This is a genomic window from Streptomyces sp. 7N604, from assembly GCF_052245475.1.
Taxonomy (GTDB): domain Bacteria; phylum Actinomycetota; class Actinomycetes; order Streptomycetales; family Streptomycetaceae; genus Streptomyces.
The window spans coordinates 272,782-284,394 of record NZ_JBQQBX010000006.1 but is presented as its reverse complement, the minus strand read 5'-3'; the positions used below and the strand labels follow the sequence as shown (position 1 = coordinate 284,394).

11 protein-coding genes and 1 pseudogene are annotated in these 11,613 nt (G+C 67.8%); 2 read left to right on the top strand and 10 right to left on the bottom strand.

Annotated features, from left to right (window positions below; all coding sequences use genetic code 11):
* Positions 1-401 precede the first annotated feature (401 nt).
* From ACTWP8_RS09295 to ACTWP8_RS09275, 5 genes are all read right to left on the bottom strand, one after another.
* Positions 402-677 carry a hypothetical protein gene (locus ACTWP8_RS09295; protein ID WP_443321655.1) on the bottom strand — a complete coding sequence of 92 codons (276 nt, stop codon included), beginning with the start codon at positions 675-677 and terminating at the stop codon, positions 402-404.
* 120 nt (positions 678-797) lie between these two features.
* Positions 798-1,463, bottom strand: coding sequence for a hypothetical protein (locus tag ACTWP8_RS09290; protein WP_443321654.1), 666 nt, complete (start codon positions 1,461-1,463; stop codon positions 798-800).
* Positions 1,394-1,843: a transposase gene (locus tag ACTWP8_RS09285; protein WP_443321653.1), complete on the bottom strand. Its 450-nt coding sequence runs from the start codon at positions 1,841-1,843 to the stop codon at positions 1,394-1,396. Before ACTWP8_RS09285 ends, ACTWP8_RS09290 begins: the two co-directional genes overlap by 70 nt.
* 225 nt (positions 1,844-2,068) lie before the next feature.
* Positions 2,069-2,860: an MHYT domain-containing protein gene (locus tag ACTWP8_RS09280; RefSeq protein ID WP_443321652.1), complete on the bottom strand. Its 792-nt coding sequence runs from the start codon at positions 2,858-2,860 to the stop codon at positions 2,069-2,071.
* A gap of 467 nt (positions 2,861-3,327) precedes the next feature.
* Positions 3,328-4,551 (bottom strand): IS481 family transposase, encoded by a 1,224-nt coding sequence (locus ACTWP8_RS09275; protein ID WP_443321651.1) that lies wholly within the window; start codon positions 4,549-4,551, stop codon positions 3,328-3,330.
* 400 nt (positions 4,552-4,951) lie between these two features.
* Between ACTWP8_RS09275 and ACTWP8_RS09270 the strand changes: the two genes are divergently transcribed.
* Positions 4,952-5,608 (top strand): SnoaL-like polyketide cyclase, encoded by a 657-nt coding sequence (locus ACTWP8_RS09270; RefSeq protein ID WP_443321650.1) that lies wholly within the window; start codon positions 4,952-4,954, stop codon positions 5,606-5,608.
* 538 nt (positions 5,609-6,146) lie between these two features.
* Here the strand turns inward: ACTWP8_RS09270 and ACTWP8_RS09265 are convergent.
* The 5 genes and pseudogenes from ACTWP8_RS09265 to ACTWP8_RS09245 all read right to left on the bottom strand — a co-directional run bounded on the left by ACTWP8_RS09265 (position 6,147) and on the right by ACTWP8_RS09245 (position 10,624).
* Positions 6,147-6,701, bottom strand: a pseudogene (locus ACTWP8_RS09265) (integrase core domain-containing protein).
* Positions 6,702-6,945: 244 nt separating this feature from the next.
* On the bottom strand, positions 6,946-7,341 hold the full coding sequence (locus ACTWP8_RS09260) for a universal stress protein (RefSeq protein ID WP_443321649.1): 396 nt from the start codon (positions 7,339-7,341) through the stop codon (positions 6,946-6,948).
* 58 nt (positions 7,342-7,399) lie between these two features.
* The gene (locus ACTWP8_RS09255) at positions 7,400-8,950 is read right to left on the bottom strand and encodes a tripartite tricarboxylate transporter permease (RefSeq protein WP_443321648.1); all 1,551 of its coding nucleotides are present in this window, start codon (positions 8,948-8,950) and stop codon (positions 7,400-7,402) included.
* A complete protein-coding gene (locus ACTWP8_RS09250; protein ID WP_443321647.1) occupies positions 8,947-9,495 on the bottom strand; it encodes a tripartite tricarboxylate transporter TctB family protein in 549 nt (182 codons plus the stop codon). The genes ACTWP8_RS09255 and ACTWP8_RS09250 overlap by 4 nt, the downstream gene beginning before the upstream one ends.
* A gap of 97 nt (positions 9,496-9,592) precedes the next feature.
* Entirely contained in the window at positions 9,593-10,624 is a 1,032-nt protein-coding gene (locus ACTWP8_RS09245) for a Bug family tripartite tricarboxylate transporter substrate binding protein (protein WP_443321646.1), read from the bottom strand.
* A 186-nt stretch (positions 10,625-10,810) separates the two neighbouring features.
* Here ACTWP8_RS09245 and ACTWP8_RS09240 point away from each other — a divergent pair, with 186 nt between their 5' ends.
* Positions 10,811-11,575 carry an IclR family transcriptional regulator gene (locus ACTWP8_RS09240; RefSeq protein WP_443321645.1) on the top strand — a complete coding sequence of 255 codons (765 nt, stop codon included), beginning with the start codon at positions 10,811-10,813 and terminating at the stop codon, positions 11,573-11,575.
* Positions 11,576-11,613: the final 38 nt, after the last annotated feature.

The following is an 11,613-nucleotide window of genomic DNA, read 5'->3' as shown; positions in this document are numbered from 1 at the left end:
CAGGCCCGCTGGACCAGCCGCTGGAAGACCGCCCTGAACGCCTTCGACATCACCTTCGACGGCCGACTCTCAGCAGCCCGTCAGTAACCCCAACCACCCTGGTTACACCGTTCGATTGACAGACCCGCCGACAGCGCTTTTGCTACGGATTCCGTGAGAGGTTCCGACGAAGGTTCCGTCACTGTCTGTGGCTCCGGTCTGTCGTCGCTGGTCAGCCCCGTTGTGAGCGGGTGGTAAGACATCGACTTCCCTCCCTGTACGACACTTCGCTTGGCCTGGTGATCGCTGTGGGTGATGGTGCGGCCGCGGCGTACGGGCGGCAAATAGCGGCGCTGCGCTGGCATTCGGGGGTGAGGAGCCGGGCCCCTGCGGAGCGCGGCGGGGTGATGCCGGGCGCGGGCTCAGAGGCGAGGACCCCAGGACCGCTGGGACGGCTCGTGCTGCTGGCGGGCGGTGGTGCACGCGGCGCGGTGGGGGCAGGGGCCGCAGGTGCTCTTGGCGAAGGTGACGACGATCGCGTCTTGGCCGTGCTGGCGGACGGGGTTCCAGTTGCTGCTGGTCCGGTCGGCGGGGCAACGGACCTGACGGGCCTTCCAGTCGACGTGGAAGGCGCTCTTGTCGTAGCCGGTGGCGGCCCTGGCCTGGGACGACTGGTCGAGCAGGACCGGGGTGACCATGGTGATGGCCTGGGTACGGGTGCTGTGGATCAGCTCGGCGGAGGGGTAGCCGGCATCGAGGTAGTGCTCGCCCGGTTGCAGGCCAGGTTCAGTCAGCGCGCGCTGGACCGGTTCGGTCGCCTACACGTCCGGGACGGCGGCGGTCGTGGTGCACACGTCCGTGATCAGATTCGGCCGTCTCCCGTCTCGGCTCGCACCACCGGCTTCGGCTTCGACGGGAGGGGCGCAGGCCTCGGTGAGATGGACCTTGTAGTCCCATCCAGAACAACTCGTCCCCCTGGCAGACCAGCGGGCATCGGGGTCGTAGGGGGAGGCCAGGCGCAGATGGCCGGGCGGGACGCCGTCCGTGTCGGCCTCACGCTTCTTGATCACCTCCCGTCCGCGTGCGTCGGTCCGGACGGTGAACGTCTGGACGAGGACCTGGCGCATGACGGCGACATGTTCGATCTCCCGCAGCCACACCGGAGCCGAGGGGTCCCACACCGTCCGGCACAGGGCCAGCGCGTGCTGGCCGAAGACCTCACCCAGCCCGTCCCGTTTCGTCTTCGACGACGGCATCGTCCAGCCGTTGATCCGCTCCCCGTAGCGGTGGGCGAGGTCAGGCACGCTCACCGCTACGGCCAGCCACCCGGGCGCGGCGGCCGCCAGGGCCTCCAGCGCGGCCCGCACGCTCTGGCCGGCCAACTCCAGCCGGGTCAAATCCCGCATCGCGCTGATCACATGGGTCGAATCGGTGCGCTGCTTGCCCCCGGCCGCCACCAGTCCGGCGTCCTTGCAGTGCTCCAAGAGCCGGTCGAAGACCAGCGCTCCATGCCGTGTTCGGCCAGCCGGGCCCGGAAACGGGATAGCACGCCGTCGTCGAACCCAGTATCCGTCAGCTCCGCGCCGATCGCGTACTTCCAGTCGATCGCCCGCACTGCCATCGCCGCGGCCTGCCGGTCGGTCAGGTTCTCCGCGAACTGCAATACAGTGACCAGCGACAACGCCCCCGGCGAGAGCCCCGAGCACCCCGCACCCCGAACGCACCGGCAAATGGCTCGTCCACGAAGACCTCGCCGAGCCGGTTCCGCACCCGCATCGCCAGGCTTCCCTTCGGGAACGCCGCACACGCCACCGCAATGGTCTGCTCCGGGACCGGCGGCAGTCCCCCCCGGCTGTAACGACATCGCTCACCCTCCCCGCGGACGCGTGGCAGAAGACGGCCACAGAGACGATCATCCCGCAGCGGCAGGACACAGCCCCGAGAATTGCGCAGCAGAGTCGGCAACAGCCTGGCAGCTCACCGAGTTGGCCGACGTGATCGCAGTTGCTTACCGGGGCCGGTGATTACCAACCACTTCCGCGAGAGATGTCCATCCGGCCAGCCTTCAAACTGCTCGGTGCGTCCGACCTCAGTTCCCAAACGGCCCCCTCCGGGCGGACCTCCGACGCCGAGTGCGCGTGGGCCGGACCGCGTTGTCACCGCCTTCATGCACCGAGGTCATCAGGACGGCGAACCACACCAGGAGGATCTGAGTCACCAGACCGATGATCAACGGCGCGATCAATTTGGTGCCGACGACGCCGCCACCACTGACGTCTGTACCCGTGGTCGTCGCGTCGACGGCGAGCATGCCCGTGTAGTGCATACCGCTGATGGCGATCCCCATGACCGTCGCCGCGGCCACGGTCGCCGTCTTTCCGGCCACCCGGAGCGTTGCCCACAAGGCCGCGGTGGTTGCGATGACGGCAATGAGGACGGACAGCAGGACAACCTGCCCCGAATATCGGATGACCCCCGGGAATTGCAGGGATGCCATGCCGATGTAGTGCATGGCGGCCACTCCGAGCCCCGACACCAGTCCGCTGCCGAGTAGGGCGTACCACGATCTGCGCACACCGGCGGCGAGCATGCCGAGTCCTACGATGACCACCGCGACGATCAGACTCAGCGTCGTGAGCGTTACGTCGTACCGCAATTCGACCCCGTGGACCGAGAATCCGAGCATGGCGATGAAGTGCATGCCCCAGATGCCCGATCCGAGGGTCAGGGCTCCCGCGGCCAGCCAGTTCCATCCCCTGCGCACACCTCGCGCGTGAAAGCGGCGGGCACAGGCGAGCCCGAGGGCGGAGCCCGTGCAGGCCGTCACATAGGCCATCACGGGATAGGCCGCGTTGGAGAACAGATGGTGCTGGACTGTCACGACAAGTCCCCTTGGATGCGAACCACGCGTCTCGACACGGCAGGACAACGGCAGTTGGCCCTTGCTGATGGCGACTTCAGAAGTGCTCGGTGCCGAGCACGTTACGCACGGCACTCGCCGCGCTCCACCCGTTGGGCAACACCGTTAGCTCCTCGAAATCTGACAGCGTTATCCATGAGAATTCACTCAATAATTCGACCGGAATCGTCCACGATTCTCCTGTCAAGGGTACGAAAATCCCGGACGCTCAGAGCGTCCGGTCAGCCGACGTGAGCCGTTCTGCACGGTGGAGGACCTTTGGGTCCCCCAGCACGACCAACCCGTCGGCGTGATGACGAGATCGGCGGTGCAGCTGTTGTCGGTGTATCCGTCGCTCCGAGATGTCGCCGACTGTCCGGCCAGAGCAGCGGACTTCCAAACCCGCACGCCGCAGGTTCGAATCCTGCCGCCCCTGCCATTGTGATGTCTCAGGACATCGGAAACCCTCGAACCTGCGGGTTCGGGGGTTTCTTTGTGTTCTTGGGGTTCTGGGGCTGGTAGTCGCGGGTGGGGTCGGTGATCAGCTCGCGCAGGAGTTCTCCGGTGACGGCGTTGACGATGCGGACGTGCAGGTCGTCGACGAGGAGGAGGACGCTGGTTCGGGCGTAGGTTCGTCCGATGCCGATGTGGTGGAGTCGGCCGCCCAGGCGCAGGGTGACCAGGCCGGATTGGTCGATGCGGTCGTGGCGGACGCGGGTGTGGGTGTCCGCGTCGCGGCGGTGGGCCGGTAGGGCCTTGGGGAGGGTGGAGTAGCTCGCTGCCGGGGTGGCGCGGTGGGGCAGGGAGCGGTGGGGTCGCTGGTGGTTGTAGGCGTGGACGAACCGGCCGATCAGGGTCTGCAGCTGGGGGAGGGTTGTGGGCTGGTCGGGCTGCGCGCGGAGCCAGTTCTTCATCGTCTGTTGGAAGCGTTCGACCTTGCCGCAGGTGGTGGGGCGGTTGGGGGCGGAGTTCTTCTGGGTGATGTGCAGGCGGCGCAGTTCGTGTTCCAGGGCGTTGCGGCCGCCACGGCCGCCGGAGAGGCGGGTGGTGAAGACCATGCCGTTGTCGGTGAGGGTGGAGGCCGGGATGCCGTGGGCGGTGATGGCGCGGCGGAAGGTGTCGAGGACGATCGGGCCGGTCACGCGCGGCCAGCAGGTCACGTGCAGGGCGTAGCGGGAGCAGTCGTCCAGCCAGGTCAGGATCTCGATGTCGGTGCCGACTGGGTCGGCGAGGCGGTAGTGGGTGAAGTCGGCCTGCCAGGTCTCGTTGGGCAGGGCGGCCTGGAAGCGGATGTAGGACGAGCGCGGCCGTTTCCTGGGCGCGGGGAGCACCAGGCCGTGGGCGGTGAGATGGCGGCTGATCGTGGCCCGCGATACCCGCAGTTGGTGATGGTGCTGCAGTTGCCAGGCGATGGTGTCGGGCCCGGCGTCCAGGCCCTGTTCGGTGAGCTCCTTGCGGAGGCGGACGATCAGGTCGACCGTGCTCGGATCGATCGCGGTCGGTGAGTTCTTCGGCCGCCGGGAGCGTGGCGTGAACGCCGCCTCGCCTTCGGCTCGATAGCGGGCCACCAGACGGCTGACCCAGCCCTGCGACACCCCGTACGCCCGCGCGACCTCGCCCTGGGTACGGCCCTCCACGACCACAGCATTGATCACCAGACGCCTCTTCGACATCGCCAGACCCTGCCCGCGCGGTCATTCCGATGTCTTGAGACACCCCATTCCTATGTTCTGAGCGAGCACACTGCCGCCCCTGCCACACCTCGACAGCCACTTGGGGCGTCCACCTGGTCGGCGATGCGCGGCCCGTACGCTGAAGTGCCCGCCGACGGATAGCCCCGGTGGACGCGCAACCGGATGACGGACGTGACCAGCGCGCGTGGGCGGCCGCGCCTCAGTGAACCGGCAGAGACCTGACAGCCCATCGGCCCCGCGCACGCACGCCAACTCTCAGACACACCTAAAGTGTTGGCTAAAGTCACGCCGTCAGTAGTCGCGTACGGCAGGATCACCGGCAACCACGGGGGGCACTCGGCAACAGCACCTCACTTCCATGGTGAGAAAGGACGCATACGTGACGGAATCCCAGGTCACCCCCCTATGGCAGCAGGGCCGCGAAGCGGTCATCGCTGCCGCGGCTCCTTCCGACTGGCGTGATGGACCGCCGGACTACCATCTGTCGCACACGGTGATGCCTCACGAGCGGACCAGCCGTTTAGAGGCCGGTTCCCTCGAGGCGGTCGTCGAGAGCATCGTGCAGGTCTTCGAGATGGAGGTCTCGCACAAGGAAGATCCGCGGACATGGGTCTCCATGGTCACGGACCGATTCCGTACCCGGGTCAACGGCGGACCCTGGGCCAGTGCCAACGACATCGCCGAGCAGGGCAGTTACAACATCCTCATCGGTGACAGCGCCTTCTACCGCCGTGAGGAGGAGAGCTTCGAGTCCCAGCACGCGGTTTTCCATCGCGCCTTCCCTCGGGGCTTCTTCTGGGAGGTGCTCGACGTCCTCTCCCCGCCCCCCGTGGTCACGTTCAAGTGGCGGCACTGGGGCAGCTTCGAAGGCGCCTACAAGGGCTTCCAGCCGACCGGTGAGAAGATCGAGATGTTCGGCGTGAGCGTCGCCAAGGTCAGTGACGACCTCAAGCTGCTCGAGGTCGAGCACTTCTACGACCCCAATGCCTTCCTGGGCAGCCTGACAGGCGGCTGCCCGGTCGCACACACCACCTGACACACTGGCGGGCTCACCCGGATCCCGGCCAGGAGGGCCCGCCGGTGGCCACTCCTGCAGTCGCGGGTGAGGCAGGCGCCGACGGCTGGCCTCATGACTGACACTTCATCCGCTGCATTTCGTCAACCGTCCGTCTCCCGAAGCGCAAATTCCCGATTATTGTGGTGGGCGCCATCGCTGTGACATGTGGCTTTCGCATGCTGTCCCCTTCTGCGTCGAGGATCCCGCAATACGCGCTGCGGCACGATACCGAGTGCCGCCGACGGGACACGAGGCGTGCGCCGACCCCTCGAGCCGGCGGGTGATCACCACGTATCTGTACAGGGGCGGGACCCGCGGGTATGCGGTCCCGCCTCGCCTCAAGCAGGAGAGTACTGATCCAGCTCCGGGACTCGGCCGGACCCGATGCGCTGGGCGGGCCGGGAACGGTGGACGGCGGCCCGTGCAGGTCGGCGCGGACGGCCTCGGCTGAAAGGGCGAGAGGCGGGCTCAGGTCTCGACTGAGCCCTGCGCTTGCCGAAAATGCCATCCGGCCAGGTCAGGCGGCATGCCAGTACTCGTGGAGGATGCCGCTGAGGCGATCGCGCCGTCGTATGTCGAGGCGGGCTATGGCCTCGGGATTGGCAATCGGCGCTGGCAAGGGATCCAGCGGGCGGGCGTTTGCGATGCCCTGATGGGGCCGGTGGGAGTTGTAGAACTGCTCGAACTCCCGCAGGGCGTAAAGGAGGTGTCGCTCGTTCCAGACCAACGTCGGTCTAGGAGTTCGCGTCGGCATGTCTGCACCCATCGCTCCATGATGTTCTTCGCCGCTTGTGTTACCCAGGAGGCGGTTGGGTGTGCGGTGGCCCCAGGATCCGGATCCGCCGGTTGGCGTGCTCGATGACCGTGAATACGTGCAGCCGCGCTCCGGTCAGGGTGACACTTGATCGCTCAGGTCGAACCGCGACCTCTTCTTACCCATTTCTCGCTCCAGCACCGTGATCTGATGACGCAACGAGAGGATCTCGATGTCCTTATCCTGGTCGCTCATCGGCAGCAGGCGCAGCATGGCGAAGGCGTTCGTCACGCCCAGGCAGGCCAGTCGGAGCAGCACGGCCGATCATCATGCCGCGCTGATCGACAGCCACGCGAGAGCGCTGCCCGGAGGGACCGCCGTCGAGATCCCGTACCCCGCGGACTGCCTCCCACCTGGGTGGATGAGGTTCTTGGCAAGCGCAGGGCCGAGCACTTCTCGTACTTCATGACCACGACCCTGCACAACCGCAGCCCCTCCACCGCGGTTCGAATCGGCCCCGTCATTTCGCTCGCCGCGTGGCGCATGGGGGCGCAGGAGCCAGTCAGCCCTCCGCTTTGACGGCCAGGACGGGGCACTCCGCGTTGAGCAGGATCAGCTGGGCGGTGCTGCCGAGGAGGAATTTGCCGACGCGGCTCCGCCTGCGCAGCCCGATCACGATCAACTCGGCGGTCAGCTCTTCCCCAGTCGTCACGATCTCGTCAGCGGGTGACCGTCCCGCGTCCGGTTGGCGGATCTCATGCTCCACGCCGTTATCCTCTAGCCAGCGGCGCAGCCGGTCCAGATTGTCCTGCCGTGCGAGGGCCCTGTCGACGTAGGCGTCTTCGGCTGCGGCGTTGACCACGACGAGCCGCGCGCCGCGTCTGGAGGCCTCCCGGGCGGCCTCGTCCACCGCGGCTCGTCCTTCGGGGGTGGCTATGTAGCCGACGACAACGGTCATGGTGTCTCTCCTGTTTCGGACTTCTGGCGCTCGTTGGGCCTGTAGGGCCTGTCAGTGGTCAGTCTTCGTCGGCGAAGGCGAGCTTGTGCCGGTCGTCGGCGTTTTTGCCGCGCAGCCGGGCGAGTGCCTTTGGCAGGTAGGGCAGTACGAGGGCTACGGCGGCCGCGAGGAGGAGGCTGAGGGAGAGCGGGCGCGTCACGATGACCGAGAGGTCGCCGTTGGAGATCAGCAGCGTCCGCCGGAGTTGTTCCTCCATCATCGGGCCGAGGATGACGCCGAGGATGGCGGGTGCGATGGGGAAGTCGAATTGCCGCATGAAGAAGCCGACGATGCCGATGCCGTAGGCCAGCAGCACCTCGGTGAGGTTCGCGGATGCCGCATAGACGCCCAGTGTCGCGAAGACGAGGATGCCTGAGTACAGCAGGGGCCGCGGGACTTGGAGGACCTTCACCCACAGGCGGATGAGGGGCAGGTTGAGAGCCAGCAGCATGACGTTGCCGACGTAGAGCGAGGCGATCAGGGCCCAGACCAGCTCGGAGGAGGTGTCGAACAGTTGGGGGCCCGGCTGGAGGTTGAAGATCTGGAAGGCCGCGAGCATGACGGCCGCTGTAGCGGATGTGGGGATGCCGAGGGTGAGCAGGGGTACCAGCACGCCGGAGAAGGAGGCGTTGTTGGCCGCCTCGGGACCGGCGACGCCTTCGATCGCGCCGCGGCCGAACTCCTCGCGGTGTTTGGAGCGGTGCTTCTCGTAGGTGTAGCTGAGGAAGGTGGGTACCTCGGCGCCCCCGGCCGGGAGTGTCCCGAAGGGGAAGCCGAGGGCCGCGCCCCGCAGCCAGGCGGGCCAGGACCTCGACCAGTCCTTCCTGCTGAGCCAGCCGGTCCTCGCACTGCCGTCTTCGAGGGGTGCGACCTCCTCCTTGTGGGTGCGCCCCTGCGCCAGCACGTGCAGCGTCTCGCCGATGGCGAACAGGCCGACGATGACGATGACGATGTTGACGCCGTCGTTGAGGAGGGGTACGCCGAAGGTGAACCGGGGTTGCCCGGTCAGGGAGTCCAGGCCGATGAGCCCGATGAACAGGCCGGTGACCAGTGACATCAGGCCGCGCAGCAGGGAGCGGCCGACGAGTGCGGTGACCGAGACCATGGCCAGGACGGTGAGTGCGAAGTAGTCGGGGGCCTGGAAGGTGACCGCGAGTTCGCCGATGGGGCGGGCGACGAAGGTGAGCAGGACGGTGGAGATCGTTCCGGCTACGAAGGAGCCGATCGCGGCGGTGGCGAGCGCGGCGCGGGCACGGCCGCGTCTGGCCATCTGGTGGCCCTCGATGGCCGTGGCCACGGACGCGGACTCTCCGGGGGTGTTGATGAGGATCGAGGTCGTCGATCCGCCGTACATGGCCCCGTAGTAGATGCCGGCGAACATGATGAAGGCGCCGGTGGGATCGGAGAAGTTGAAGGTGACGGGCAGCAGCAGGGCGATCGTGAGGGCCGGGCCGATGCCGGGCAGGACGCCGATGAACGTGCCGAGGGTGACGCCGAGTGCCGCGAGCAGGAGGTTCTGCGGCGCGAGTACCGTGCCGAATCCGTTGAGGAGGTCGCCTATGACGTTCACAGCGGGAGCACCCCTTCCGGGAGCCGGATGGACAGCACCTGAGTGAAGAACAGGTACGCGGTGAGCGACAGCGCGATCGCCACGACCATGTCGCGGCGCCACTGGCGGCTGCCGAGGATCCTGGCCGCCGCCATCCAGAAGGCGGCGGTGGCCAGGACGTAGCCCAGGGGTGCGAGCGCGAACGCGTACCCGGCCAGCACGGCGACCAGCAGCGCGAGGCGGCGCGCGCGAGGCAGCGCGGCGGTGGACGTGGCGGTTGCCGCGGGGCCGTGCTGCCCTGGAAGGCGGAGCAGCTGCTGGACGAGATAGATGCCGCCGAGGAACAGCCAGATGACCGCGACGGCAAGGGGCATCGCCCTCGGCCCCCGCAGGTCGAGGCCCTGTGGTCCGGGTATGGAAGAGGTCTGGACGAGGACGGTGACCCCGGCCGCGAGGAAGACCACGGCGACGATGGTCCTCGCGCGCGGGCCCGGTTCGCGGGTTTCTTCCACCTCCTCCGCCTCCTCTGCTTCCACCGGGTCCATGTGCTGTTGGTTGGCGGTCATGGTGCTCCTGTACAGCGGCTCGATCTCGGATCAGGTTCGGTGCGCGCGAGGCGGTGCCGGGGGAGGGGCATGGGGGGATTTCCTCCCCCGGCACCAGTCAGGTGGTGACGCCGAGGTCCTTGATGATGCCCTTCACCCGCGTCGTCTCGTCCTTGAAGATCGTTTCGGCCTCGTCGCCGGTGTGGTAGTAGTCGTCCCAGCCCTGCTGCTCGAGGACTCGCTGCCAGCCGGGGGTCTTGTGCATCGTGTCGATGACCTCGGTCACCGCGGTGCGTTCGGCGTCGCTGATACCGGGAGGGGCGACGATCGCCCGCCAGTTCATGAGCTCGACGTCGAACCCTTCGCCGGTGATGGTGGGGGCCGGGCGGCCCGCGACCTCGACCGGCTCGGCTCCCGAGGTGGCCAGGATCCGCATCTTGCCGGCGCTGACCTGTTCCTCGAACTCGCTCACGCCGGAGATCCCGGCGTCGATCTCCCCGGAGAGGATCGCCGCGGTGGCCTCACCGCCTCCCGCGTAGCCCGCGTACTTGACCTTGGACGGATCGACACCGGCCGTCTTGGCCAGCAGACCCGCGATGATGTGGTCGGTGCCGCCGACCGAGCCGCCGCCCCAGGTGACGGACTTCGGATCCTTCCTGAAGTCGGTCATCAGGTCCTTAAGCGTCCGGTACTTCGATGACGCCGGGACGACGATCGCCTCCGCCTCGGCCGTCAGCGTCGCGATGGGAGTGACCGCGCCCAGGTTCACCGGGGAGCCGCTCTGCTCGATGGCGCCGATCATGACCAGGCCGGTGGCCATCAGCTGGTGCGGATCGCCCTTGCTCTTGCCGGTGAACTGGGAGAGGCCGATCGTGCCGCCCGCGCCGGGGACGTTGAAGACCTCGACCGCCCGGTCGACCACCTTGTCGTCGCGGAGCACCTTCTGCATCGAACGGGCCGTGAGATCCCAGCCGCCGCCGGGGGCCGCGGGCACCATGATCTCGATATTGCGCTCCGGGTAGCCGTCGGCCGCCTTGGAGCCGGCCGCGTCACCGCCCTGCTGGCTGCAAGCGGCCAGCACGGTGGCGAGTGCCACCGCTGCCGTCGCTGAGCCAAACCTGCGGCGTCTGCGTCTGCTGCTGCCTTCCATGGAGTCCTCCTTGGACTAGGGCACTCGCCCACGCTGTGCGCCGCACCGTAGCAACGAACCATTGAACGGTCTAGATGAACCGAACAGTGGATTTCGAAGCACCTTAGGGCCTAAATGCGGTCCGTATCGTGGTAACTTGATGCCGCACAGTGGTTTGGTGGTGTTCATGGCGATGGGAGGAGCTGCATGTCCAATGACCGCGGCGATGCGGGGGTGCGGAGCGTCACCCGCACGATCGACCTGCTGGAGCTGTTCGACGTTGAGCACCCGGCGCGCACGGTGCGCGAGCTGGCCGAGGCCACCGGCCTGCCGAAGACGACGGTCGTACGCTTGGTCGCGACTCTCGTCCAGCGGGATGTGCTGGCCCAGCGGCCGGACGGTTCGCTGACCCTCGGCGCGGGCTTCCTGCGCTGGGCCCGCGTGGCCGGCTCCGTGTGGGAACTGCCGGAGCAGGCGCGGGAGGTGATGCGCGCTCTGGCGGAGGACACCGGCGAGACCGTCAACCTCTACGTACGCCAAGGTATGTCACGGTTTGTCGTCGCCCAGCATGAGAGCACGGCGACGGTGCGCAACGTCGTACCGGTCGGCACGCGGATGCCGCTGTGGGCCGGCGCGGCGGGCAAGGTCCTGCTCGCCGGGTCTCCCGATCTCGTCAAGGAGGCCGCCGCCGCCTCGCCCTACGGTCCCGAGGCGGCCGACTCGCTGCGGGCGGCCGCCGAGGCGGCTGCCGAGCTGGGCTACGCCGTCACGCACGGGGAGCGGGAGTTCGGCGCCTCTGGCGTCGCCGCACCCATCACCAATGGCTCGGGCCGGATCGTCGCCGCGCTGGCGCTCGGCGGACCGACGTCACGGTTCACCGCCGAACGCGTCACGGGATTCATCACCGCGGTCACCGAGGCCGCCCGCCGCCTCTCCGACATCGGGCTCCCGGGCCTGGAGGCACTCGGATGACCAACGCACGGGCGGTCACCGGGATCGTCGGGACCTCG